The following is a 24,421-nucleotide window of genomic DNA, read 5'->3' as shown; positions in this document are numbered from 1 at the left end:
TTCAAATTAAACGATTAAAAAAATAAAAAGCAATAGCAGAAGTACTACAATTTCGGCATAGTAATTGCGAGGTATGGGGAAAAAATCAAGTTTATGAAAAGTATAGCAACAATTCTAAAGGGGACTGTACCCGCATTAGCATTATTTGCAATGACGCAATGTACAACCACAGCCAATGCATCCGCAGGTGATGAAAAAACATTCATCGTAGGACCACAGACGGCAGATTGTACAGGCGTAGCTCCTATGAAATGTCTGCAGGTAAAAGAAAACGCTTCCTCAAGCTGGACCAATTTCTACAGCAATATCGAAGGATTTACTTATGAACCGGGATATGAATATGTTTTAAAAGTAAAAACAGAAAAAATTGCCAATCCGCCAGCTGATGGATCTTCCATAAAATACACATTGGTAAAACAGGTTTCTAAAACAAAAAAGAAAGAACTGGCAGCTAATGAAAAAACAATTATCGTAGGGCCACAAACCGTAGACTGTTCTGCAGGAGCAGGCCGTATGAAATGTATGCAGGTAAAAGAAAATGCTTCTGAAAACTGGACTAATTTCTACAGCAGTATTGAAGGATTTACTTATGAACCGGGTTACGAATATGTTTTAAAAGTAAAAACAGAAAAAGTCGAAAACCCTCCGGCAGACGCCTCTTCAATTAAATATACATTGGTAGAACAAGTTTCTAAAACGAAGAAATAATTAATAAAAAAAGTTCCTGAAAATTTCAGGAACTTTTTTTTATGTTGGAAGCTGGAAGAATGAAGTCAGAAGTTACTTTTGGTCAATCCGGAAAAGTTAACAATTATATATTTCCTTTCTATCTTAAAATCCGGTTTCTTTCTGAGGTGGATCAGGATATTTTCCTTTGGTAGTCTCTCCTACTGTATTGGCGGTTGTCATGGCTACAACCAGATCATTCAGCATTCCGCTGGCTGCAGTAGGCGAATTGGGAAGAAGTACAAGACTACTTCTGTTGCTTGCTCCCACCGAGTGCAACGTATCATAGTGCTGTGTTACCACGATAAGCGCTGATGCTTCATGAGAATTGATATCCACATTATTCAGCATTCTTACAGACTCTTCAAGTCCTTTTGCAATTTCTCTTCTTTGGTCTGCAATCCCTTGTCCCTGAAGTTTTTTAGATTCTGCTTCTGCTTTTGCAACGGCTACAATTCGGATTCTCTGTGCTTCTGATTCATATTCTGCAGCTGTTTTTTCTCTTTCTGCCGCATTAATTCTGTTCATGGCATGTTTTACCTGCTCATCAGGATCAATATCTGTTACCAGCGCTTTGATAATATCATACCCGTAGCTGTTCATCGCTTCCTGAAGTTCACTTTTCACCGCAATTGCTACATCGTCTTTTCTTACAAAAACATCGTCCAGTTTCAGTTTCGGAACCTCAGCACGCACTACATCGAATACAAATGAAGTAATTTGATTTTCCGGATTTTCCAAACGATAATAAGCATCTCCTACCTGGCTTCGGATCACCTGGTACTGAACAGAAATTTTCATTTTGATGAAAACGTTATCCAGTGTTTTCGTATCAATCATTACGTCCAGCTGCTGAATTCTCAAATTCAGTCTTTTCGCAATCTGATCTATGATGGGCAGTTTAAGATGAAGCCCTGAATGTTTTACACCCCGAAATTTTCCGAAACGTTCAATAATAGCTGCAGTTTCCTGTTTAACAACAAAAAACGAAGCAAATAAAATGATAAGCCCGAAGAAAATAACGGGCGCTAAATATATACCCATAGTTTTAAGTTTTTCTAATGTGTCGCAATAAATCCTGTTTTGTTAAAAACATTTTTACTGGTGTTTGTTTAAATATATGAAAAATAAATTTAAAACTTAGGGGATCATCTTCAGGAAATCAAACATCGGAAGTATCGCATTATTTAAATTAAAATTATTCTGAAAAAGACTTACTTTTGAATATTCATTCCTCATCATGGTTAATTCTAAAGAAATATTAAAAGATCACATTTCAAAATTTACGACGCTCACAGACGAGCAGCTGGATTATGTTTTTGGCCATTTTAATCTGATTACTTTAAAGAAAGGACAAAGCCTGATCCTGGAGGGTGACTTTGTAAACCATGAATATTTTGTGCTTGAAGGCTGTTTAAAAGCTTTTTATCTTAATGACAGCATGAAAATGTTTATTCTCCAGTTTGCTATGCCGACCTGGTGGGTTACCGATTTTGATGCACTTTATAACAAAACAAGGGCTACTATCAATGTAGATTGTATCACCAACGCAACAATACTCTCTATTTCCAATGAAGACAGAGAAAAAATCTGCAATGAAATTCACGAGGTTGAACATTTTTTCCGATGGAGAACCAACAAAGGATATGTTGCTGTACAGAAACGTCTGCTTTCTTTTATGAATAACGATGCCAAATTCCGGTATCAGGAGCTTTTATCCATGTATCCTCAATTGTACAATCTGGTACCAAAGCATCTGATTGCTTCTTATCTTGGGGTAACCAGAGAAACTTTGAGCAGACTGCACCAATAATTCACATCTTTACAATGATTGATCTCCTCCTCTATTTTGTGAGGTACATCACGTAACTTTTTCTTTCGATCGACTGAACTTTGTGTCAATATTTAAACCCCATAAAAATGGACACAAAAAATTTTAAAGTCAATGCCGGAAACAGTACCATCAACTGGATCGGAAGAAAAGTAACCGGAGCTCACAACGGTACAATCAATGTAAAAGAAGGAAACTTTACATTAGGAGAGGAAAAATCTTTATCAGGAAAATTCACAATAGATACCCGAAGCATCAAAATCCTTGATATCGAGGATGCTGAAACCAATACTCAATTTGCCAATCATCTGGCTTCTGATGATTTTTTTAATTCTGAAATGTTTCCTGAAGCCTACTTCGAAATCACTCACGCTGAACCTGGTGATGAAAACCTTTATTATGTAAAAGGAGATCTTACCATAAAAGGGATTACCCATCCTATCGAGACCAGCCTGCATATTATAACAACAAACGATACGACTGTTTTAAAAACCAAAATCATAGTCGACAGAACGAAATTCAATATCAAATTCAGATCCTCTAATTTCTTCACCAATCTTGGAGACACTTTGATCTACAACAATTTTGATTTAAACATTCATCTTGTTGCAGAAGCTTATTAATTCTATTCAACTTAAAAAATTACCATTATGCCATTTATAAAAGTAGAGGTGCTTCGCGAAGATCTTACCCGCGAAACCAAACAACAATTAATCAGAAAAATCAGTGAAGCAGTCACTTCGGTTTTGAATAAGGATCCTCATTTAACCCATATCGTGATTAACGAAATTGAAGATGATAACTGGGGATATGCCGGAGAACAGGTTTCAGTGTTAAAAGAACAGGGATTTTCAACAGTAAAAAAATAAGCGTAAAAATGAAAAAGCAAACCATAATTATAACAGGAGCCTCTTCAGGAATAGGGCTAGAAACAGCACGTTATTTTCTGGACAGAGGTGATAATTTAATCATCAATTCACAAACAGCATCCAAATTAGAAGAAGTCTATCATGAACTGGGAGCCGGAGACCATCTGGCCATGGTGGCCGGAAATGTTTCAGAAAAGTCAACGGGAGAAGTATTGGTGCAGACAGCCCTTGAAAGGTTTGGTTCCATTGACGTTCTTATCAATAATGCAGGAATTTATGAGAACAAACCCTTTCTGGAAGTCACTGAAGATTATCTGGACCGATTTTTAACAACAAATTTAAAGGGAACGTTCTTCACAACGCAGGCTGTCATTCCTCAGATGATCAGGCAAAAAGACGGAGTGGTTATCAATGTAGGAACGCCATTGGTATATCATGCGATTGCAGAATCTCCTTCTACAGCACCTATTTCAAGCAAAGGAGCGATTCATGCTCTTACTTTACAGCTGGCGGCAGAGTTTGGAAAAGATAATATCAGAGTTAATACGGTTGCTCCGGGATTAATAAGAACTCCGATGCATGGTGCGGATCTTGACAATAATGCAGGAATACACCTGATTAACCGCATTGGTGAGCCTGAAGAAGTCGCTCAGATGATTCATGCTATCGCCAAAAACAAATTAATTTCCGGTGCCATCATCAATGTTGATGGAGGAATGGGTGCCGGACATCATTTATCATGAAACTATCATTAATTATAGCATGGCTGTTCAGCTTTCCGTTGAGCGGCCATGCACAAAATGTAAAGGATATGAAAACCTACCCAACCCCAGAAACCGAAATAAGAAATGTCATAGAGAATTATTATTTCAAAGGAATTTATGAAGGGAATACTGAACTTCTTAAAAAAGCATTCTATAAAGGCGCTTTGCTTTTCGGAGATGTTGATGGAGTTCCGTATTTCAAAACTGCAGAACAATATATTGAAGGAGTCGGAAACCGTGTAAGCCCACAGAAATCCGGAAAAGATTTTAAAGCAATAATTCTTTCTATTGAGGTCATTAATTCGATTGCTGTTGCAAAATTACAGGTCAGAATGTATGATTTTAATTATTATAATTTCATAACTTTCAATCACATAGACGGAAAGTGGTTCATCATTAACAAGACATTAACCAACGTACATCTTTAATTCAAATTTTTAACTAAAAATAACAGAAACGCTAAATATCGCTTATAATTAGCGGTTTATGAGAAAGGCAATCGTTGGAGGTAACGATTTAGTAATGGTGCTTACTGCATTCATCTTCACTTGATTTCCTTGTAAATCAGTAGCAAATATAAAAAAAATACAGGTCAGTTGGGCGATTTTATCGCCCTTTTTTCATACCTGTATTTTGTGTGGTGTAGCAAAAAATCTTCCCGAAGTTCGGGTTATATCAGGGAAAATATTCATTACTAAGGTTAACCTTTGTATGAGAATAGTTATGGTGTAATTAAAATCGTCGGCTATGAAACAACCATTACACACTATTATAGCAGAAATCCAAAAACAGGAAAGAAAGCTATCTGCCGAGGCTCCTAATTTTATTGATGAGGCATACAGAATGACTGTTTATCTCCAAGAGCTTCTGCATAATGTCAAAGAGGACATTATCAAAGAGGGCTTTGCCAATAAAGCAGAAGAAATCCGTTTTTTCAAGCAGATTAAGCCAAATATTCTCGGTAAACTCATTTACTACAATAAGGTCTATCGGATTGAAACAGCCTGCCCTGCGGAAAACGGACACTTCTACCAAAATTACTTTGCCCTGCAATTACGGGGATTGCAGCAGGAATACAAGGAACATATCTGCAACTCGGACTTTTACAGATACTACCGCTCCGGTAGAACCGACCGTGACGAACATTATTATTCGCTGGGAAATATCAATTATTACGATGGACTGAACAGCTTCGTTTTTGAGATTGACCCCAAATTCTCTACCTACTTCGACTACAAAGTCGCCAAAATTATCGCCAACGAACTTATCTACAATTACCTCACGACGAAACTGAACCCTGAACAAACACCCGATGTACTATTGCAGAATGCCGATGCAAAAGATATTTTTTGGACACAGACAAAGAACGCACTTATCGAACTCATTTATGCGCTCCATGCTGCCGATGCCCTTTCACATGGCAAATTAGGTATCCGCAAAATCAGTATGGTGTTCCAAATCCTTTTCCGTATTTCGCTCACGGACATCCACAACAGTTTCCATCGGATGAAAACCCGTGCAGGTTCACGGACATTGTTCTTAGACCAACTGAAATACAGTTTGGAAGAATATATGGACAAAGAAGACAACGGTTAATAGTTGTCTTTTTTCGTTTAGCAGAACAGCATCTTTATCGGTGCTGTTCTTTTTTTGCCCCTTTGCCTATATGTGTATATAGACACATCGCCTGTATCGGAAGCCTAATTTTCTACCCAAAATCCTTAAACCCTTATAAAACAAGGCTTTTAGCCAATTGCAAAAAATATAAAAAAAGTGCCTTTTTGATAGACACGTATCGGAAGACAGCCTGCGCCAAACGCTCCAATTTTGTACCGTAAACATTTAAAATCTTGTACAATGAAAATCATAACGATACCTGAAGAAGATTGGAAGTTGCTGAACGAACGCATCAAATCCATCAACGAGTACATCCAAAAACTGGATGATACCAGCTACGACAGCCTTTGGCTCAACAACCATGAAGTATGCCAGTACCTGCACATCAGCGAAAAGACCCTTTGGCGTATGCGCACCAAAGGAGAAATCGCCTATTCCAGAATTTATGGGCAATACTACTACACCATCGGAGCCATCAAGGATATGCTAAACGCCAATGCCATTCAGAGCAACGATGCCTTTGTGGAGGAACTCATGGAGAAAGGCAAAAGCTATATCCAAAAGGCACGGAAACTAAATAAAGGAAACGAATAAAACGTACTGCTATGAATATCGACAAAATAGAATTTATCGCATGGATGGAGCGTATCATGCAGCGTTTCGACATTCTGAAAGAGCATCTTAGGGACATACAGAAACAGCGCAATACCATTGACGGCGAAGAACTGCTGGACAACCAAGACCTGCTATTGATGCTCAAAATCAGCCACCGTTCGCTGCAACGCTACCGTTCATCGGGCAAGCTGCCCTATTATACCATCAGCGGAAAACTGTACTACAAATTATCGGACGTACATCAGTTCGTTCGGGAGAGTTTCAACGTTCCCCTGCAACGTACCAAGGACAACAAGTGACAAACAACGCCACGCAAGGACAGATACGGTTCTGCCATATCTGCTTCTATTACATTCGGGCGATAACATTTAAAATATAATTACAATGGACGAACAGACAACAGAACAAGCGCAACAAAATCCGCAGACCTATCCCGAACAGCTTTCGGATGTGCTGCTGGTCATGGACAAGGAGAAAAAGAAAATCCAAGCCGTTACAGGTGTCGATGAAAACGGCAACCTGAAAACCGTTGATGCCAACAAAAAGAACCAAAGCCAATTCATGCGAGTGGACAAGAGCGGCGATTTATTCTCCAACTTCTTCTCCAACTTTTGGCGGCAGCTAAAAGACCCGACCCGTTTTTCCTTCTTCAAAGTTGCTGCACCGGATGCGGTGGAAACCGCCAAAGAAATGCAGAAACAGGTGGATGCTCCTACCAAAGAGGGCGAAGCGGTCATGGCAAAACATGAGGTAAAAGAACCAAAGGAGCAACAACAGGAAAACAAAAAAGATATGGAAACTTCACAGGAAACACAGGCGAAGCCCGAAACATCACAGGCTACAGCCCCAGCAAACGATAATCGTTTCAAAGCTGAAGACATCGACTGGAAAACGTTGAACGATTTGGGATTGAGCAAGGAGCGGCTCGAAAAAGCTGGCGTAATGGATACGCTTTTGAAAGGCTACAAAACCAATATCCTTATGCCCATCAGCGTAAACTTTGGTACAGCCGTTATCCGTTCGGAAGCACGGCTTGGACTGCAATCGGATGCTAACGGGAATACCGTGCTTGCCATCCACGGGGTACGCAAGGAACCGAACCTCAACACCGCTTTTTTCGGTCACGAGTTTAGTAAAGAGGACAAGGAAAATCTACTTGCCAGCGGAAACATGGGGCGTGTGGTAGATTTGACCAATCCGAAAACAGGCGAAAAAATCCCGTCCATTATCAGTATAGACAAGCTGACCAATGAGGTTATCGCCCTACGAACAGACTGGATAAAAATACCCGATGAGATTAAAGGCGTAAAACTGAACGAAGAACAAAAGCAAACTTTGTTGGAGGGAAAACCGCTCTATTTGGAGGATATGATTTCCAAAAAGGGGGAAGCCTTTGCCACTAATGTCCAATATAATGCGGACAAACGCTATATCGAGTATCTTTTTGACCGAGGCAATAACAACAAACAGTCCCAAAACCAGCAGACCACGGCGCAGGGTCAATCGCAGGATGTGCCGAGAACATTCAGGGGCAAAGAACTAACCGACCAGCAATACAACAAATTCAAAGAGGGACAGACGGTTTACGTGGATGGCTTGATTGACAAGAAAGGCGAAAAATATCAGGGATATATCACGCTCAACAAGGAAACGGGCAAAGCCGCTTTTTCTTTTACTAATCCCGACAAGCTGAAAGACAAAATCCAGCCTGCAGAAGCCAATAAAACACAGGTCGCCGTCAATTCCGAGGGAAAGACCAACGAAGCAACCAAACATATCAACGAGCCTTTGAAACCGAAGCAGCAAGCACCCGACAACAAAAAACAGCAACAACAGGAGGATGCGCCCAAAGCTCCGGCTAAATCAAGAGGCAGAAAAATATAATTTATTATGAAAGCAGTTATCGCAGAAAAACCAAGCGTAGCCCGTGAGATAGCAGCCCTGTTGGGAGCCACCGAGAAAAAGGACGGCTACCTGACAGGCAACGGCTATCAGGTTACATGGGCGTTCGGGCATCTTGTCGGACTGGCAATGCCCGAAGATTATGGGATTAACGGTTTCCAACGGGAAGCCCTGCCCATTTTACCCAATCCTTTTGTGCTTACCGTGCGAAAGGTAAAAAAGGAAAAATCCTACGTTCCCGACAGCGGAGCGGTCAAACAGTTGAAAACCATTGAGCAGGTCATCGGTCGCTGCGATAGCATTATCGTGGCCACCGATGCCGGACGTGAGGGCGAACTCATCTTTCGCTACATTTACGAGTATCTGAAATGCAGTAAACCTTTCCAGCGTTTGTGGATTAGTTCACTGACGGAGAAAGCCATCAAACAGGGCTTTGAGAACCTCAAAGCAGGCAGCTATTTTGACGGTCTGTACCAAGCCGGACAAGGACGTAGCCAAGCCGACTGGCTGGTGGGCATCAACGCCTCGCAGGCGTTGAGCATTGCAGGTCGTGGCGTGTATTCGCTGGGGCGGGTGCAAACGCCAACGCTCGCCCTTATCTGCAAGCGGTATTTGGAAAACAGAAACTTTAGCGTGCAGAAGTATTGGCAGATACAATTGCAGCACCGCAAAGAATTTGTGGACTTCAAGAGCCTTTCCAAAACCAAATGGGACGACAAGAAACGGGCAGACGAAATCCTTAAATCCGTTCAGCGTGCCGGAACCGCCAGCGTTACGGCGGTAGAAACCAAAAACGTTTTGGAACAACCACCGTTGCTGTTCGATTTAACGGGATTGCAGAAAGAAGCCAACAAGAAATTAGGTTTTTCCGCAGAAGAAACCTTGAACATTGCCCAAAGCCTGTACGAGCAGAAATTCATTACTTATCCACGAACCGGAAGCAAATATATTCCCGAAGATATTTGGGCGGAGATACCTGCTTTGGTAAGGTCGTTGGAAGCAAAGCCCTCCTGCAAGGAAGCGGTCGGCAAACTGAAATGGGGTCGTTTTAACAAGCGTATCGTGAACGATGTAAAAGTAACCGACCACCACGGTCTGCTGATTACCGAAAAAATCCCGTCAGCGTTACCAGCAAAAGAAGAAGCGATTTACGATATGGTTGCTTTGCGTTTACTGGAAGCCCTTTCGCAAGCTTGCTCCAAAGAGATAACCGATGTTAATTTGGAGGTTTTACATTATGAATTTTCTTTGAAAGGCTGCAAAATCCTCGAAGCTGGCTGGCGTGATATCAAAGGTAACTTTACCGAAGAAGATAGCGAACCTGTACAGGAATTGCCCGAACTGAAAGTCGGCGATGAACTGAAAATCAAGGAAGCCACTGTATTGGAAAAGAAAACCAAACCGCCCGTGCTTTACACGGAAGCTGGTCTGCTGTCGGCAATGGAAAATGCCGGAAAAGAAGTGGAAAACGAGGACGAACGGAAAGCCCTGCAAGGCATCGGCATCGGTACACCAGCCACAAGAGCCGCCATTATCGAAACCCTTTTTAAACGGGATTATATCAAACGGGAAAAGAAGTCGCTTATCCCGACCGATAAGGGATTGCAGGTTTATGAAGCGGTAAAGGACAAACGGATTGCCGATGTTGCCATGACTGCCGAATGGGAAATGGCGTTGCAGAAAATTGAGAGCAACGAAGCATCTGCTTCGGACTTCCACCATTCCATGCAAGCCTACGCTTCGTCCGTTACGCAGGAACTGCTGGCTATCCATATTGCAAACGAAAGCCAGCCCGAACTGACCTGCCCCAAATGCAAAGCCCAAAAGCTGCTCATTCGGGACAAGGTTGCCAAATGCCCCGATGAGGTTTGTGGCTGGTTGCAGTTCCGAAATATCTGCGGTGTACAGTTGAGCGTTGCCGAAATCACAAGCCTTGTGAACAAAGGAAAGACCAGCCTAATCAAAGGCATGAAAAGCAAGGCTGGTAAAACGTTCGATGCCTACATTATGATGAAAGACAACGGCGATACTGCCTTTGAATTTGAGAAAAGCAAAAACTTTAAGAAGTGATGGAAAATAAGTCAACGATAATACCGCAGGAAATCCAAAGCCTGATATACACGATACGGGGCAGACAAGTGATGCTGGACAGCGACCTTGCCACTTTGTATGGCGTGGAAACCAAAAACCTCAACAGAGCGGTAAAAAGAAATATTGAGCGTTTTCCTCTATCGTTCTGTTTCCAATTGACGGAAGAAGAAGCAGAAAACTTGAGGTGCCAAATTGGAACCTCAAGTTTGAACTACGGCGGACGGCGTTATCTGCCCTATGCTTTCGGCGAACAGGGCATTGCCATGTTGTCCGCTGTCCTGCGTTCGGAAGTCGCCGTAAAAGTGAGTATTGAGATTATGGATGCCTTTGTAGAAATGCGCCGAATGCTCATCAGTAACGCTTCGCTGTTCCATCGGCTCGATAAAGTCGAAGTGAAGCAGTTGGAAACCGACCAAAAGATTGAGGAAATCTTTAAGGCATTGGAAAGCGATAAACTCCACAGCGAAAAAGGGATTTTCTATGACGGGCAGATATTCGATGCCTACACCTTTGTTGCCGATATTATCCGAAGTGCGGAGCGGTCAATTATTCTTATCGATAATTATGTGGACGATACGGTGCTTACGCTGCTCGGCAAGCGTGGACAGTCCGTATCTGCCACTATATACACCAAAAGTATCAGCAACCAGTTACAACTGGATTTGCAACGCTACAACAGCCAATATCCGGCTATCCATATCCACACATTCGCCCATGCCCACGACCGTTTCCTGATAATTGACGGCACGGAACTTTACCACATCGGCGCATCCTTAAAGGACTTGGGCAAGAAATGGTTTGCTTTTTCAAAAATGAGCGCAGAAACAGGCAAAATGCTAAGTTTTCTGAACGCCGTTTAACCCACCGAAAACACCCCTTACTCGGTCATAGACTGCCACCCAAAGCCAATCCAAACCGCTTTTGGGATGGCTTTCTGCTACCGTAATATTTTAGCAGCAACATAAAATTTCTAAACAAAATCAATATGAGTACACAGCAAAAAGAGCTCTCTTATTTCTCGTTACGGTTACAGGAACTGCTGAACACCAGCTTTCCCGAACTGGCACACGACCACAAATTTGTCGAGCAGCGTTCCAAGTGGGCTGCCAATGCCTATGAGGGTGCATTCCTTGCAGGAAACCCCATCGAGCAATGCGAACATTACGCCGATTATATCCTGTTTGAGAACCTGTACTTTTCCAAGTTCGACACAATTTTCCAAGTGGTCTGCAACGAGTTCGACACCATCATGGCGGACGAGGAACTGCGCCCGTTCGCCCTTAAAATGTTCGCCGTGTGCGAACCTGTTTTTACACAATATGAACTAACCGATGATTTCGCCTACGGGTATGAATATGACCAGCTCTATACCGAACTGACCGGAACCATTGCCATATGGATAGAGGAAAATGGGCTTCAATAAACGCCAGCACCTCCAACAGAACATTGATGCCCTGCGGATTGCCTTTAAGCTGGAAAAGGAGAAACGACAAGCCACCGTGGGCGAAAGGCTGCTAATGATGCAATACAGCGGATTTGGCGGTCTGAAGTTCGTACTGAACCCCGTTGAAAATCCCATCGACATCAACAATTGGCGCAAAACGGAACACGACCTGTTTCCTATCACACAGGAACTGCACCGATTACTAAGGGAAAACGCCACGGACGAAAGGCAGTACCGTCAGTACGTGGACAGTATGCGCAGTTCGGTACTTACGGCATTCTATACACCGCCAAAGGTTATTGATGCTATTTCCTCCACGCTTCGGGACAAAGGGCTGAACATCGGCAAATTTTTGGAACCCTCGGCAGGTATCGGCTCGTTCGTGCAGTCGTTTTCGGCGAACCAACAGGCAAATGTTACCGCCTTTGAAAAGGATTTGCTGACCGGAAAGGTATTGAAGCAACTCTATCCCGACAGCAATATCCGTATCGGTGGTTTTGAGGAAATCCACGAAAGGGAACAAAATTCGTATGACGTGGTAGCCAGCAACATTCCGTTTGGCGATACGTCCGTATTTGACCTTTCCTATTCACGGGGTAAAGACCCTGCCAAAATACAGGCTGCCCGAAGCATCCACAACTACTTTTTCCTGAAAGGCACCGATATGCTCCGTGAGGGCGGTGTATTGGCTTTTATCACTTCGCAGGGCATCCTCAACAGCCCGAAGAACGAACCGATACGCAGGGCTTTGATGGAAAACAACAGTCTGGTGTCGGCAATCCGTTTGCCCAACAATCTCTTTACCGACTACGCAGGTACGGAAGTGGGCAGCGACCTGATTATCCTACAAAAGAACACGGCAAAACAAGGTTTTACCGAAGCGGAAGACCTGTTTTGCCAAAGCAGTCCGACCGAGTATAACACATCGGGCAATGCGCTTTTTCGGGACAGTGAGAGGATTGTGCATACCGACAGCAAACTGGACACCGACCCCTACGGGCAACCTGCTTTGATTTATACCCACAAATACGGTGTTGAGGGCATCGCAAAGGATTTAAAACAGATGCTTTCCGATGATTTTGGCAGAAACCTGAATTTAGATTTGTACAGAGGCGAACGGAACGATGAACCTACGGTGCAAATTCCGTTTGTACCAACGCCCGCACCTCCGGTCATTGAGCCTGTGATTGTCCAATCCGAACGTCCAAGTTTTGCAGCAGCAACCATTGTAAAGGGACCTCCACAGGAACTAAAGCAGCTAAGTATTTTCGACCTTTTTGAAAGTGTAGACGAACCCGTGGCGGTGCTTGCCCCACCAAAGAAAGTGGTAAGTCCCCAAAGGCAGACCACTAAAAGGAGACGTGGCACGGTCAGCCGCCAGCCCGACCTGTTCAGCTCGGCGATGCGGCAACCCTATACGCCTCCTGTTACCAACCGAAGCGTTACCGAAAATACGGGGATAGACAAAACACCGAAAATTATCGGCGACCTCTTTTCGGGACTGAACGAAAACACGCAGCCTGCCGCTCCAGCGGTGTCCAACAGCCTGCCCGAACCTGCTTTGTACGGCAAAGTTTTACAGGCGTTCCACCGTGAGGACTGCCTTGCCGTGGACAACGGTTTTGTCGGCTACCTACGGGAAGTGGACGAAGCAGGACAACGGGCAATGTTCCATCCCTTACAATTACCGCCTAACCAAAAAGCAAGAACCGCAGCCTATATCGGGTTGAGGGATGCCTACCAGTTTCTTTATACCAAAGAAGCAGAACTGCACAGCGAACACAAGCCCGAACGGGAAACGCTGAACCGACTGTATGACGACTTCGTAAAAAGATACGGCAACCTGAACAGTGCCGACAATATCAAAATCATCAAGACGGACAGCGCAGGAAAGGAAATGCCCTTTTTGGAACGTGTGGTAGGCGGTGTTGTCCATAAGGCGGATATATTCCACCAGCCCGTAAGTTTTTCGACCACAACGCTGGCAACGGACAATCCCGATGAAGCGTTGGCGGCATCGCTCAACAAGTACGGAACCGTTGACCTCGGCTATATGTCGGAAATCAGCGGAATGTCGGGCGAGGATTTAAAAGATGCGCTGCATGGCCGTATCTTTTACAATCCTGTACAAAAGGAATACGAGATTGCCGAAAGATGGATTTCAGGGAACGTAGTGGAAAAGGCTTCGGAAGTACGGGCTTACCTTGCCGAACAAGCGGAGGACAAGGAGACTGCCGAAAGCCTGAAAGCACTCGAAGCCGCCAAGCCCCGCAGGATTGAATTTGACGAACTGGATTTTAACCTCGGCGAACGCTGGATACCTACGGGTATCTACAACCGTTTTGCCTCCAACCTGTTCGATGCCGAAGTCCGCATCCACTATGCCGAAAGTTCCGATGATTTCTCCATCCACTGCGACCGCAAGAATATCCATATCACGGAAAAATATGCCGTTAAGTCCGAAAGCCGGACGTTTGACGGCATCAACCTGCTGAAACACGCCCTTATCAATACCACGCCCGACATTACCAAAAAGGTTGTGATTGATGATAAAGAGGTCAAGGTTCGGGACATGGAAGCCATTCAGATGGCGAACAGCAAGATTGACGAGATACGCAAGGAATTTTCGGACTGGCTCTTTGCGCAGAACGATGAGTTCAAACAAAGGCTGACCGACCGCTACAACAATACCTTTAACTGTTTTGTCCGTCCGCAGTATGACGGCAGTCATCAGGACTTTCCGGGGCTTGACCGGAAAGCATTAGGCATCGAAGACCTCTACGCCAGCCAAAAGGATGCCGTTTGGATGATTAAGATGAACGGCGGTGCTATCTGCGACCACGAAGTGGGGGTTGGAAAAACGCTCATCATGTGTACCGCAGCGCAGGAAATGAAACGTTTGGGGCTGGCGCACAAACCGATAATCATGGGGCTGAAAGCCAACGTGCATGAGATAGCCGAAACCTACCGCAAAGCCTATCCCCATGCCAAGATTTTATATCCGGGCAAGGAAGACTTTACCCCAAGTAAACGTCTGCGCATCTTCGGGGATATAAAAAACAACGATTGGGACTGTATTATTCTGACCCATGACCAGTTCGGGATGATACCGCAGTCGCCCGAAATGCAGAAACAGATTTTGCAGTCGGAACTGGACAGCGTGGAAGACAACCTTGCCGCTTTACAGGCGCAGGGCAAGGAAGTTTCAAGGGGAATGCTCAAAGGGGTCATTGTCCGTAAGCAGAATTTGGAGGTTCGTTTAAAAACACTGGAGCATGACATCGAAACCCGTAAGGACGATGTAGTGGACTTCAAGATGATGGGTATCGACCATATTTTCGTGGACGAAAGCCACCGCTTTAAAAACCTCATGTTCAACACAAGGCATGAGCGTGTTGCCGGATTGGGCAATATGGCAGGGAGCCAAAAGGCGATGAACCTGCTGTTTGCCATTCGCACCATACAGGAACGCACAGGCAAAGACCTGGGCGCAACGTTCCTTTCGGGGACAACCATCAGCAATTCGCTGACCGAACTGTACCTGCTCTTTAAATACCTGCGCCCACAGGCTATGGAAAAACAGGGCATCAACTGTTTTGATGCGTGGGCAGCTATTTATGCCCGTAAGACCACCGATTACGAATTTTCGGTGGCGAACAATATCGTATCAAAAGAGCGTTTCCGCTTCTTCATCAAAGTACCGGAACTGGCGCAGTTCTATTCGGAAATTACAGACTACCGCACGGCAAAGGATATTGGTATAGACCGCCCCGAAAAGAACGAGATACTGTACAATATACCACCCACGCCGGAGCAGGAAGTCTTTATCGGCAAGTTGATGGAGTTTGCCAAAACGGGCAATGCCGAACTTTTGGGCAGACCGCCGCTGAGCGAAAGCGAAGAAAAGGCGAAGATGCTGATTGCTACGGATTATGCCCGTAAGATGTCGCTGGATATGCGGATGATTAGCCGTGCCTACGAAGACCATCCCGACAACAAAGCCTCGCACGCTGCCGCCAACCTTGCCAAATATTACAACAGGTACGATGCGCAGAAAGGTACGCAGTTCGTGTTTTCTGACCTCGGCACGTTCAAGCCTGCCGAATGGAACATTTACTCGGAAATCAAACGCAAGCTGGTGGAAGACTACGGCATCCCTGCACATGAAATCCGCTTTATACAGGAAGCCAAAAACGTAAACCAGCGCAAGCAACTGATAAAGGACGTAAACGAGGGAAAAGTACGGGTGCTGTTCGGTTCTACTGAAATGCTGGGTACGGGTGTGAATGCCCAAAAGCGTGCGGTAGCCGTACACCACTTGGATATACCGTGGAGACCGAGCGACCTTGCCCAACGGGATGGCAGGGCTATCCGCAAGGGCAACGAGATTGCCAAATTCTTTGCCGACAACAAAGTGGATATTTTCATCTACGCCGTTGAAAAATCGCTGGACAGCTACAAGTTCAATACGCTATACAATAAGCAGGTTTTTATCGAACAGTTAAAGAGCAACAGCCTCGGTAAGCGAACCATTGACGAGGGTGGCATGGACGAAAAAACGGGCATGAACTTTTCGGAATACGTGGCAATATTGTCGGGCAATACCGACCTTTTGGAAAAGGCGAAACTGGAAAAACAGATTGCAGGACTGGAAAGCGAACGGCAGGCGCATAACCGTTCTAAACTCACTTCTAAATACAGGCTGGAAGACAGTTTGGCAACATTAGAAAGCACGCAGTCCCGTTTTGACCGCATGAGCCTCGACCTCGGGAATCTGCAAAAACGCCTACAGAAAAACAAGGACGGCGATATACTCAATCCTGTGCAGCTTATTGGGCTGCCGCCCAATGCGGATGTAAAACAGGTTGGGGCAAAGCTGAACCGGCTTGCCGACAAAGCCCGTACCGAGGGACAGTACGAAGAAATCGGCACGCTGTACGGCTTTACGTTGTTAGTGAAAACGGAAGTGATACAAAAAGACAGCAGCAGCCTTATGGAACGGGACAACCGTTTCTTTATTCAGGGCGAGGGCAATATCAAGTACACGCACAACAACGGTAAAATGGCAACCGACCCCAAAATTGCATCGCTTAATTTTTTGAATGCCCTGCAAAAGATACCCGTTATTTTGGAGCAGGAACAAAAGAAGATTGCGGATTTGCAGAAAGATTTGCCCGTGCTTCAGGAAGTGGTTAATGGAACATGGAAAAAAGAGCAGACTTTGAGCGACCTTAAAACCGAACTCGCTGCCGTTGAAAGGAAAATACAATTGTCCATCAAGCCCGAAGGCGATACCGAAGTGCAACAACCGGAAAAAGAGCAAAAGCCTGTACAGGATAATTCCGAGGCAATTGTCCGTATCAAAGGAGTTCATTTCCCCCGTGGGGTACTGTAAAATCAAAAGGCGCAAAAAAAGCACCAGCGGATCTGCAAGTCCGTTGGTGCTTTTCTATTTTTATGATGGTTACTTTTCGTCCTGTTCATCCATCTTTTTGATAAGTCCCTCCCGAAGTGAATCAAGGAATTTGGTTCGGTTCATTTTACGGGTGCGCAGTTCTAAAAAGGTTTGATAGAAATTGCCTAATTCGGTATTAAAGATGCTTTCAAAATATTTGGCGATTTCCCGAATATCGCGTTTGCCGTTATCAAAAACGCCCTGTTGGTACAGTGCGTAAATCAGCTCCGTAAGAGCGGTTTTGCTGCCTGTCCATTGTAGCTTTTGCAGGTCAATTGATTTTATATTGGTGGTATTATAAAGTTGGTCTTCTATATAAACCTGTATTAAATCATTAGCGATTATCTTGGCAACCTTATAATCGTGGGAGGTCGAAAAATTATGGTCAGACTGGAAATAGTAGGTATCCAAGCACAACTTGATATCGTGGTTGGCTCTTAGGAATAACCTGTCGTCCAAAGAGGAATTGCCTGTTCGGTAATATTTATAAAAATCAAGGTTATTGTTGAAGAACCTTTTCAGTTTTTTAAGTTCTACTTTAAGGTATTTCTTTATTGCCTTTGCCTCGGTCGGTTTCTTGGTTTCGATTTTGTAGATGGCATTGTAATAAACTAATTTGGCTACAATGGCAGGTTTTAGGTGCTTGAAAAAATGGATTTCTTCTTCCATATTTTTGAAACCTCTTGTAAACACAAATTCTTTTACTTTGGACAAGTATTCTATAATAGTGGTTATAATAGTCTCCACCCGTTTTGTAGGGCAATCGACTTCTATTTCCAAGTCTCCAATTGCCGTTTCCAAGTCCTGTAGTGTCTCTTTGTAAAATTTATCCATCGTGTCATTCTGCGTTAAGACTTTTGGTAACTGTAATTTTTACTTTCCTCTATCCAGCGCAAAAGCATTTTCTAATTTTCTTAACCCAACTTTCGGGTAATACGATAGAGCTGTTGGTGCAGCGAGTAATAAAAGCATGCAATCTTCGCCTGATTGCTTCTTAGTTTCATTGATAAGCGCACGACCAATGCCTTTATGCTGATAATCGGAGCGAACAGCCAAATCGGCTAAATAACACCAATAACCATCGGTCATGGTTCTTGATATACCGATAAGGACATCGTTATCCCAAGCTGTTACAATCAGGTTGGAGAGCGCAAACATCTGTTCCATTTTGTCCAGATCTTCAACGGGTCTGCTTAGACCAGCATCAACATATAAATCTATAATAAGTGCTATACCGGGAACAATACCTGTTTTGTACGTAATACTTTCTGTCATAGTAAATCGTTTAAATATTAGCTACGGATGCAGCGATAACCCCACCTCGGAATGATGCTACATGGACCTGTGATTTTTAGTCCGCTTTCTTAAATTCTCAAAATTATCAGCAGCGAATTGGTCGATTTTTTCAGGTTCCAAAAAATTCAATTTTACCTTTTCTTCCATTTCCTTACCACCTAAAATTACATTGATTTGTTTCTCAATTATGCCTGAAACAGTTGCCTGCGCTACCTTTTCAGGGTTATCCATTTGCGTTACCACTGCTGTTTTCATCATGCCCGTATCGGTAGCCGAAGGATAGACGGTCATCACGTGAATGGGATATTGATATAACTCCCTTCTCATGGCATCAGAGAATTGTGCTACCGCTGCTTTGGTCGCAGCATAAACACTGTAAAATGGCATAGCAATGTAGCCGTATCCGGACGAAACATTTATAATTGCACCCTCCTTACTTTTTTGCAGATAAGGCAAGGTCTTTTTGGTTAATAATATAAGCCCCGTGACATTAATATCTATTTGACCAACAACATCCTCATCGCTTTGCTCGGCTAACAAGCCGGCACTCACAACACCCGCACTATTAATCAATATGTCAACCATTCCCCACTCCCGTGAAATAACTGATACCACTTTATTTAAGTCTTCAATAACGGAAATATCAGCTTGTATGTCTATGATATTGACCGCATTCAATTCTGATTTAAGCAGGGTTAGTGGCTCCTGCTTTCTGGCCACAACGGCGATATCCTTTACACCGTGTTTTATAAGTTCCTTGATGATTGCCTTGCCTATGCCAGCACTACCACCTGTAATTAATACTTTTTTATCTTTCAGTTCCATAATAGCTTGTTTTCAGTTCCAATTTGTTTTCCGACCTGACGAGGCCACACTTTTTTAGATAGAAAAAGGGCTTCTTATAAGTTATCGATGTATCCCCCTAATGCGATGGCCAGTTTTTCAAAAACTTCATCGTCTACCTGTCCATCTTGCTGTTCCCACGCATCGGTTCCTTTCCCGTTTTTTACCATCGTAATGAAGTGTTCATTGTTTGAAACGACGAAAAAAACATTATTGCAGGGAATGAGTAACAGGTTATAATGGTCGCCGGTATCAAAGAGGTCTAACTCCAGATGAAATGCCTCCTGAGGCATCTGAGGTTCGTAAAGGTCGAAATCGTCTTCATCAGTCATTATATAAATCGCGTGTTTGTTTATGTGTATTAAATTAAAATTGTTTCGGTTCTTTCGGCTAAGGGTGCATGGTCAGCGAAACCGCCATACGGTTCAAGGCATTGATATTAATAGCTGCTGCAATTAATTTAGCGGTCATTTCTTCCCCAAAAAGAGCAATAGCCTCTTCGTAGGTTTGGTCACTTAAACCATGATTTGAGATGAGCGTGATTTCTTCCGTCAATTTTAAAACAACTTGGTCTTTCTCACTGAACCAATTCTTTGCTTCACGCCACGTAGCTATTACGTATAACCTATCAGGATGTTCGCCGTGGTTGAGGGCATCTTTGCTGTGCTTGTGCAGGCAATAAGCACAACCATTGATTTGAGAAGCCCTGATTTTAATTAGTTCCTGATGTAGTATATCGACCCCTGAATTGGCAACAGCCTGTGACAACTGCATAAAAATCTTATGTGTATCGGGAAGTGTTTCCCGAAAATTTAATCTATTTGACATTTAATTTAGTGTGTTATTTTTAACGTGAAAATTTATCCATCGTGCCATTCTGCGTTAAGACTTTAGGTAACTGTAATTTTTACTTTCCTCTATCCGGCGTAAAGACATTGTCTAATTTTCTTAGCCGCACTTTCGGAACAACGATTGCTGTTCGCAACTATCCTTAAAATTCATCAAGAACTCTGTAACGTTTAATAGTGATGTCTTGTCAATTACACTATTATAAAGTTGAATAGCACCAAGAAATGTGAAGTACTCTTGAACTCCACATTTCTATAACTTGTGTGCTTTATAAAACCTTTTTATATGAGTTATATTAAAAGCTCGTCATAAACAAGCTTTTACAACTATTGAAATCTTGCGCTTAAATTACAGCTGTAATTTTAATTTCAACAAGCTGTCCGGTTAATGCTAAACTGTTCACGCCGACCATTGTACTGGCAACAGTTTTCGGATTAGTATAGACTTCATTTTTTAAGTTCTTTCTGGCGTCAAAACCCGCCGCTGAGTCCGCTACATAAATAACTTCTTCTACGACATTATCAAGGTTCATGTTATATCTGGATAACAACTCTTTAATATTGGAATACGTCTGTCTCATTTGTGCTTCCATACCCTCAACAAGCTCCCCCTGCTGATTATGACCAAGCTGACCGGAAATCCAAACAGTGTTACCTTTTTTCACTGCCTGCGCATACCCGTATAAATCTTCCCAAGGCATTCCTAATCCTTGCGCTACTTTTGATTCTTTTGACATTTTCTTAATTTTTAAATTGTGTAATTATTTTCTCTGTAATCTTTTTACTCGGTTATTCGAGTTATTATTGAACTTCCCTTACTATTTCTTATTCAATCATTCTTCTTTCAATTTATCTTGGTACAGATGCTTGAATTTTTTCAATTTTGGATTGATTACCGCCTGACAATATCCGCCATCAGGATTGGTGTTGTAATAATTCTGATGATAATCTTCCGCTTTATAAAATTGTTCGAACTTTTCCAATTGCGTAACAATCATTTCGTCATACCCTTTTTGTACTTCGTCAATGACCGTCATCGCCGATTGTTTTTCTTCTTCGGTTCTGTAAAAGACAATACTGCGGTATTGTGAACCTTTGTCTGCTCCCTGTCTGTTTACCGTAGTAGGACTATGCGTTGTCAGATGAATTTTTAATAAATCTTCAAAGGAAATTTCATTCGGATTGTATGTAATTTCAATCATTTCTGCGTGTCCGGTAGTGCCGCTGCAAACTTCTCTATAGGTTGGATTAACAAGCGTTCCGCCGCTATAACCGCTTTCAACTTTTATCACACCTTTCAATCTTTGAAAAATTGCTTCGGTACACCAAAAGCAACCGCCTCCAAAATCAACTTTTTTATCATTGGATGCTACCTTTATCAACGAAATAGCATTCATGCAATAGCGTAATCCGCTTGGCTTTGGACCGTCATGAAATACGTGTCCGAGATGCGCATCGCAAGTATTGCAAAGGGCTTCAACACGTATCATACCGAAAGATTTATCTTTATGGTACGCTACTGCATTCTCTTTTATCGGTTGTGTAAAAGAAGGCCAGCCGGTTCCGCTTTCAAACTTTGTATCGGCATCAAAAAGTACGGTTCCACAACAAACGCAGGCATATCTGCCCGCTTCAAAATAGGAGCATACATCGGAGCTGAATGCGCGTTCTGTACCTTTGAGACGGGTAATGTTAAATTGTTCTTTGGTAAGAATTTCCTTCCATTCTTCTTCTGTCTTTTCTACTCTTTTGTCGGGAGTAGGGTTGCCATTGTTGACGAATTTTATTACATCAAGCCATTTTAGTATCATGATAATTTGTTGAATTAATTATTTCCCCATTAGTGGCTTATAATCAAGAAGGCTTTGATAAGCTGAAAAAAAATTTCTTTTCGGTTTCCGTCCTGAATTTAAATTGTACCTGCGGCTTCAACATGAGGGAAGTCCCTGTCCGGATTACTCACATTATTAATAAAGTTGGTCATCGCATACATCGCTACCAAGCTGACAATTTCGATGATATTTGCATCCGAATAACCAGCCTCCCGTACACGTGCAAGGTCACTATCACTCACTTGACCTCGGGTTTCGGTCACTCTTCTTGCAAACTGTACTGCCGCATCACGCTTGGGGTCGTTTGCATTGCCTTTTCGGGCAAGGATAATATCATCTGGGGAGAGCTTTGCCATGTGCTGGGCAGTATAACTATGTACTGTGAGGCAATAATTACAGCCATTGACTTCTGAAACGGCAAGCCCTATGCTATCCCTTGTTTTAACGTCCAACGCTTTACTCATCCCTCCAAAAAAGGCTGCCCATGTATTGAATGCAATGGGACTTGCAGCAAAGGTTGCCATCATGTTAGGTGTAAATCCAATATTCTTAGTAAAGATATCAAGTGTATCTTTAGAACCTGCCGGAACCTCTTCCGGTTTAAGTGCTTCAATTCTTGGCATACTATTCTTTTTTTGTTATGTTATTCAAATAATCTAACGGTTTTCTATACAAAATCCAGCACCTCTTCCAACGGACGGCGGGGTTTCTGTTTCCAGTTACCCTCGCGTTCGGGGCCAACGGTCAAAAGCATTGCGGGTATCTCATCCTCTTTAAGTCCAAATTCCTTTGCAACGGCATCGAAATCAAAGCCTATCATTGGGGTTGCACCATATCCAAGGGAACGGGCGGCGTAGATAATCGCAGCAGCACCAAAAGTTGCTGTGCGTATTGCTTCGTCACGTCTGCGTTCAGGATAAGGCATATATAGATTACGTGCCGGAATTTCCCATTCAGGAACCATACTTTCGGGCATAACGCCAGCCTTTACCAAAGGTTCGAGACGGCTTGGTATCACGCTGGTATCGACCAATTGGCCAATAACGATAAAGGTTACGGCAGCATCCAGTATTGCAGGCTGCTGCCATGCTATCGGGTGGAGCCTCGCTTTAGCTTCCGGTGTACGTACGGCGATAAAGCGCCAGTTTTGTAAGTGAAAAGATGTCGGAGCTGTTGTGCCTATCTTTATCAGTTCACTGATTTCCTCGTCGCTCAATTTAGCATTTTTGTCATAGTATTTTGCTGCACTACGGCTTAGCATGGTTTCAATGACAGGGTTCATCATAATTTTACCATTGTTCATTTTAAAATTGTTATGGAGTTATTTTTTGACTTGGATAATTGTTTTTCCTTTAATTCTTTTGTTTGGATTGAAAGCCGCAACAGCTTCATCAAGACTGGCAACCTGCCCGATATGGTTTTTTAGTTTACCTGTTCGAAATAGCTGGACAACTTCTTTAAGCTGCGCTGGAATGGCTTCTACCACAAAATCTATGGTCGTTCCGTTGGTAGGTCGGGCATCTGTTGGCCCCGCAATGGTTACTAATTTTCCACCATCCCGAATGATACTTGCGGATTGGCTGACAATATCTCCACCGAAAATATCAAACACCAAATCCACTCCGCCGAGGTCTTCCAGTTTTTCATTTTCTAAGTCCACAAATTGATGTACCCCAAAATCCAACGCTGTGTCCCTGTCAGCAGCACGTCCCGTACCGATAACATAAGCTCCGGCATGACGAGCCAATTGAACCGCCATTGAACTGACCACACCTGCTGCACCGTGAATGAGGACAGTCTGACCTGCCTGAAGGTTTCCGTGTACAAAAAGCCCCTGCCAAGCGGTAAGCCCGGGCATAACCAGCGCAGCACCCTCTTCAAAATCTACATCGGCAGGAAGCGGTGCTAAATTTCTCGCTTCAACAGCAACATATTCTGCCAACGTACCGTTACGTGTCCAGTCGGTAAGACCAAATACCCGTTGCCCTACTGAAAGTCCCGTTGTACCATAACCCAACTCCACAACAATACCTGCCAATTCATGGCCGGGAATGGTCGGCGTACGGTCTTTTCCGGTTCGGTCAGCCCAAGTTGACGGCCACGTAAGTTCTCCCGAAGTAAAGCCCGAGGCATAAACCTGAACAATTACATCGTTTAAATCGGCTACCGCCATAGGTCTTTCTGTCAAAGCCATTCCGGTCGTATCCTTTTCGGGGTCAGTGACCACAATCGCTTTCATCTTTTTTTCCAATGCATCCATCTCTTTATATTTTTATTGTTAATATTTA

General features: G+C 43.3%; 25 protein-coding genes. 14 read left to right on the top strand and 11 right to left on the bottom strand.

Translation table 11 applies throughout. From position 1 onward, the window contains the following. Positions 1–93 precede the first annotated feature (93 nt). Complete coding sequence (locus tag ACWPWS_RS02745) at positions 94–708, top strand: DUF4377 domain-containing protein (RefSeq protein ID WP_454045395.1); 615 nt, start codon at positions 94–96, stop codon at positions 706–708. 123 nt (positions 709–831) lie between these two features. On the opposite strand, the gene ACWPWS_RS02740 is transcribed toward ACWPWS_RS02745, so the two are convergent. Beyond that, complete coding sequence (locus tag ACWPWS_RS02740; protein ID WP_105681885.1) at positions 832–1,770, bottom strand: SPFH domain-containing protein; 939 nt, start codon at positions 1,768–1,770, stop codon at positions 832–834. A gap of 196 nt (positions 1,771–1,966) precedes the next feature. Here ACWPWS_RS02740 and ACWPWS_RS02735 point away from each other — a divergent pair, with 196 nt between their 5' ends. From ACWPWS_RS02735 to ACWPWS_RS02675, 13 genes are all read left to right on the top strand, one after another. Then, positions 1,967–2,539 (top strand): Crp/Fnr family transcriptional regulator, encoded by a 573-nt coding sequence (locus ACWPWS_RS02735; protein ID WP_454045394.1) that lies wholly within the window; start codon positions 1,967–1,969, stop codon positions 2,537–2,539. A 107-nt stretch (positions 2,540–2,646) separates the two neighbouring features. Further along, the gene (locus tag ACWPWS_RS02730; RefSeq protein ID WP_454045393.1) at positions 2,647–3,180 is read left to right on the top strand and encodes a YceI family protein; all 534 of its coding nucleotides are present in this window, start codon (positions 2,647–2,649) and stop codon (positions 3,178–3,180) included. A gap of 27 nt (positions 3,181–3,207) precedes the next feature. Further along, positions 3,208–3,426, top strand: coding sequence for a tautomerase family protein (locus ACWPWS_RS02725; protein WP_105681882.1), 219 nt, complete (start codon positions 3,208–3,210; stop codon positions 3,424–3,426). An 8-nt stretch (positions 3,427–3,434) separates the two neighbouring features. Beyond that, on the top strand, positions 3,435–4,169 hold the full coding sequence (locus ACWPWS_RS02720) for an SDR family NAD(P)-dependent oxidoreductase (RefSeq protein ID WP_454045392.1): 735 nt from the start codon (positions 3,435–3,437) through the stop codon (positions 4,167–4,169). Continuing rightward, positions 4,166–4,618, top strand: a complete 453-nt coding sequence (locus ACWPWS_RS02715) for a nuclear transport factor 2 family protein (protein ID WP_454045391.1) — start codon at positions 4,166–4,168, stop codon at positions 4,616–4,618. Before ACWPWS_RS02720 ends, ACWPWS_RS02715 begins: the two co-directional genes overlap by 4 nt. 319 nt (positions 4,619–4,937) lie before the next feature. Further along, positions 4,938–5,786: an RteC domain-containing protein gene (locus tag ACWPWS_RS02710; protein WP_454045390.1), complete on the top strand. Its 849-nt coding sequence runs from the start codon at positions 4,938–4,940 to the stop codon at positions 5,784–5,786. A gap of 231 nt (positions 5,787–6,017) precedes the next feature. Beyond that, positions 6,018–6,401, top strand: coding sequence for a helix-turn-helix domain-containing protein (locus ACWPWS_RS02705; protein ID WP_454045389.1), 384 nt, complete (start codon positions 6,018–6,020; stop codon positions 6,399–6,401). A gap of 11 nt (positions 6,402–6,412) precedes the next feature. After that, a complete protein-coding gene (locus tag ACWPWS_RS02700; RefSeq protein ID WP_219242982.1) occupies positions 6,413–6,721 on the top strand; it encodes a helix-turn-helix domain-containing protein in 309 nt (102 codons plus the stop codon). Between the two features lie 85 nt (positions 6,722–6,806). Continuing rightward, complete coding sequence (locus ACWPWS_RS02695; protein WP_454045388.1) at positions 6,807–8,306, top strand: DUF3945 domain-containing protein; 1,500 nt, start codon at positions 6,807–6,809, stop codon at positions 8,304–8,306. Between the two features lie 6 nt (positions 8,307–8,312). Continuing rightward, positions 8,313–10,394, top strand: coding sequence for a DNA topoisomerase 3 (locus ACWPWS_RS02690; protein ID WP_454045387.1), 2,082 nt, complete (start codon positions 8,313–8,315; stop codon positions 10,392–10,394). Beyond that, positions 10,394–11,275, top strand: coding sequence for an ORF6N domain-containing protein (locus tag ACWPWS_RS02685; RefSeq protein ID WP_454045386.1), 882 nt, complete (start codon positions 10,394–10,396; stop codon positions 11,273–11,275). The genes ACWPWS_RS02690 and ACWPWS_RS02685 overlap by 1 nt, the downstream gene beginning before the upstream one ends. Before the next feature lie 125 nt (positions 11,276–11,400). Then, positions 11,401–11,838, top strand: a complete 438-nt coding sequence (locus ACWPWS_RS02680) for a DUF1896 domain-containing protein (RefSeq protein ID WP_219242978.1) — start codon at positions 11,401–11,403, stop codon at positions 11,836–11,838. Continuing rightward, positions 11,825–17,254, top strand: coding sequence for an N-6 DNA methylase (locus ACWPWS_RS02675; RefSeq protein WP_454045385.1), 5,430 nt, complete (start codon positions 11,825–11,827; stop codon positions 17,252–17,254). The genes ACWPWS_RS02680 and ACWPWS_RS02675 overlap by 14 nt, the downstream gene beginning before the upstream one ends. A gap of 69 nt (positions 17,255–17,323) precedes the next feature. Here the strand turns inward: ACWPWS_RS02675 and ACWPWS_RS02670 are convergent, their stop codons facing one another. The 10 genes from ACWPWS_RS02670 to ACWPWS_RS02625 form a co-directional block, all read right to left on the bottom strand. Further along, positions 17,324–18,148 carry an RteC domain-containing protein gene (locus ACWPWS_RS02670; RefSeq protein WP_454045384.1) on the bottom strand — a complete coding sequence of 275 codons (825 nt, stop codon included), beginning with the start codon at positions 18,146–18,148 and terminating at the stop codon, positions 17,324–17,326. A gap of 39 nt (positions 18,149–18,187) precedes the next feature. Then, positions 18,188–18,589, bottom strand: a complete 402-nt coding sequence (locus tag ACWPWS_RS02665; protein WP_219242975.1) for a GNAT family N-acetyltransferase — start codon at positions 18,587–18,589, stop codon at positions 18,188–18,190. Positions 18,590–18,646: 57 nt separating this feature from the next. Further along, positions 18,647–19,435, bottom strand: coding sequence for an SDR family NAD(P)-dependent oxidoreductase (locus ACWPWS_RS02660; RefSeq protein WP_454045383.1), 789 nt, complete (start codon positions 19,433–19,435; stop codon positions 18,647–18,649). A gap of 74 nt (positions 19,436–19,509) precedes the next feature. Beyond that, on the bottom strand, positions 19,510–19,785 hold the full coding sequence (locus ACWPWS_RS02655; protein WP_454045382.1) for a hypothetical protein: 276 nt from the start codon (positions 19,783–19,785) through the stop codon (positions 19,510–19,512). A 58-nt stretch (positions 19,786–19,843) separates the two neighbouring features. Next, entirely contained in the window at positions 19,844–20,281 is a 438-nt protein-coding gene (locus ACWPWS_RS02650) for a carboxymuconolactone decarboxylase family protein (RefSeq protein ID WP_219242972.1), read from the bottom strand. A 364-nt stretch (positions 20,282–20,645) separates the two neighbouring features. Then, entirely contained in the window at positions 20,646–21,038 is a 393-nt protein-coding gene (locus ACWPWS_RS02645; RefSeq protein ID WP_219242971.1) for a Rid family hydrolase, read from the bottom strand. Between the two features lie 96 nt (positions 21,039–21,134). Beyond that, positions 21,135–22,109, bottom strand: coding sequence for a bifunctional methionine sulfoxide reductase B/A protein (locus ACWPWS_RS02640; RefSeq protein ID WP_454046884.1), 975 nt, complete (start codon positions 22,107–22,109; stop codon positions 21,135–21,137). 101 nt (positions 22,110–22,210) lie between these two features. Beyond that, complete coding sequence (locus ACWPWS_RS02635) at positions 22,211–22,756, bottom strand: carboxymuconolactone decarboxylase family protein (protein WP_219242970.1); 546 nt, start codon at positions 22,754–22,756, stop codon at positions 22,211–22,213. Positions 22,757–22,800: 44 nt separating this feature from the next. Continuing rightward, positions 22,801–23,436 carry a nitroreductase family protein gene (locus tag ACWPWS_RS02630; RefSeq protein WP_219242969.1) on the bottom strand — a complete coding sequence of 212 codons (636 nt, stop codon included), beginning with the start codon at positions 23,434–23,436 and terminating at the stop codon, positions 22,801–22,803. A gap of 18 nt (positions 23,437–23,454) precedes the next feature. Beyond that, entirely contained in the window at positions 23,455–24,306 is an 852-nt protein-coding gene (locus ACWPWS_RS02625) for an NADP-dependent oxidoreductase (protein ID WP_257621582.1), read from the bottom strand. Positions 24,307–24,421: the final 115 nt, after the last annotated feature.

The organism is Chryseobacterium sp. Marseille-Q8038 (assembly GCF_965111995.1).
This window is presented reverse-complemented; position numbering and strand designations above follow the sequence as displayed.

Excerpts from the sequence above, each read along its gene's own strand:
- ACWPWS_RS02650 (WP_219242972.1), bottom strand. The coding sequence starts at position 20,281 with ATGTCAAATAGATTAAATTTTCGGGAAACACTTCCCGATACACATAAG.
- ACWPWS_RS02690 (WP_454045387.1), top strand. The coding sequence starts at position 8,313 with ATGAAAGCAGTTATCGCAGAAAAACCAAGCGTAGCCCGTGAGATAGCA.
- ACWPWS_RS02735 (WP_454045394.1), top strand. The coding sequence starts at position 1,967 with ATGGTTAATTCTAAAGAAATATTAAAAGATCACATTTCAAAATTTACG.
- ACWPWS_RS02710 (WP_454045390.1), top strand. The coding sequence starts at position 4,938 with ATGAAACAACCATTACACACTATTATAGCAGAAATCCAAAAACAGGAA.
- ACWPWS_RS02625 (WP_257621582.1), bottom strand. The coding sequence starts at position 24,306 with ATGGCGGTAGCCGATTTAAACGATGTAATTGTTCAGGTTTATGCCTCG.
- ACWPWS_RS02665 (WP_219242975.1), bottom strand. The coding sequence starts at position 18,589 with ATGACAGAAAGTATTACGTACAAAACAGGTATTGTTCCCGGTATAGCA.
- ACWPWS_RS02630 (WP_219242969.1), bottom strand. The coding sequence starts at position 23,436 with ATGAACAATGGTAAAATTATGATGAACCCTGTCATTGAAACCATGCTA.
- ACWPWS_RS02685 (WP_454045386.1), top strand. The coding sequence starts at position 10,394 with ATGGAAAATAAGTCAACGATAATACCGCAGGAAATCCAAAGCCTGATA.
- ACWPWS_RS02655 (WP_454045382.1), bottom strand. The coding sequence starts at position 19,785 with ATGACTGATGAAGACGATTTCGACCTTTACGAACCTCAGATGCCTCAG.
- ACWPWS_RS02660 (WP_454045383.1), bottom strand. The coding sequence starts at position 19,435 with ATGGAACTGAAAGATAAAAAAGTATTAATTACAGGTGGTAGTGCTGGC.
- ACWPWS_RS02730 (WP_454045393.1), top strand. The coding sequence starts at position 2,647 with ATGGACACAAAAAATTTTAAAGTCAATGCCGGAAACAGTACCATCAAC.
- ACWPWS_RS02680 (WP_219242978.1), top strand. The coding sequence starts at position 11,401 with ATGAGTACACAGCAAAAAGAGCTCTCTTATTTCTCGTTACGGTTACAG.
- ACWPWS_RS02715 (WP_454045391.1), top strand. The coding sequence starts at position 4,166 with ATGAAACTATCATTAATTATAGCATGGCTGTTCAGCTTTCCGTTGAGC.
- ACWPWS_RS02695 (WP_454045388.1), top strand. The coding sequence starts at position 6,807 with ATGGACGAACAGACAACAGAACAAGCGCAACAAAATCCGCAGACCTAT.
- ACWPWS_RS02675 (WP_454045385.1), top strand. The coding sequence starts at position 11,825 with ATGGGCTTCAATAAACGCCAGCACCTCCAACAGAACATTGATGCCCTG.
- ACWPWS_RS02635 (WP_219242970.1), bottom strand. The coding sequence starts at position 22,756 with ATGCCAAGAATTGAAGCACTTAAACCGGAAGAGGTTCCGGCAGGTTCT.
- ACWPWS_RS02745 (WP_454045395.1), top strand. The coding sequence starts at position 94 with ATGAAAAGTATAGCAACAATTCTAAAGGGGACTGTACCCGCATTAGCA.
- ACWPWS_RS02670 (WP_454045384.1), bottom strand. The coding sequence starts at position 18,148 with ATGGATAAATTTTACAAAGAGACACTACAGGACTTGGAAACGGCAATT.
- ACWPWS_RS02725 (WP_105681882.1), top strand. The coding sequence starts at position 3,208 with ATGCCATTTATAAAAGTAGAGGTGCTTCGCGAAGATCTTACCCGCGAA.
- ACWPWS_RS02740 (WP_105681885.1), bottom strand. The coding sequence starts at position 1,770 with ATGGGTATATATTTAGCGCCCGTTATTTTCTTCGGGCTTATCATTTTA.
- ACWPWS_RS02720 (WP_454045392.1), top strand. The coding sequence starts at position 3,435 with ATGAAAAAGCAAACCATAATTATAACAGGAGCCTCTTCAGGAATAGGG.
- ACWPWS_RS02700 (WP_219242982.1), top strand. The coding sequence starts at position 6,413 with ATGAATATCGACAAAATAGAATTTATCGCATGGATGGAGCGTATCATG.
- ACWPWS_RS02645 (WP_219242971.1), bottom strand. The coding sequence starts at position 21,038 with ATGTCAAAAGAATCAAAAGTAGCGCAAGGATTAGGAATGCCTTGGGAA.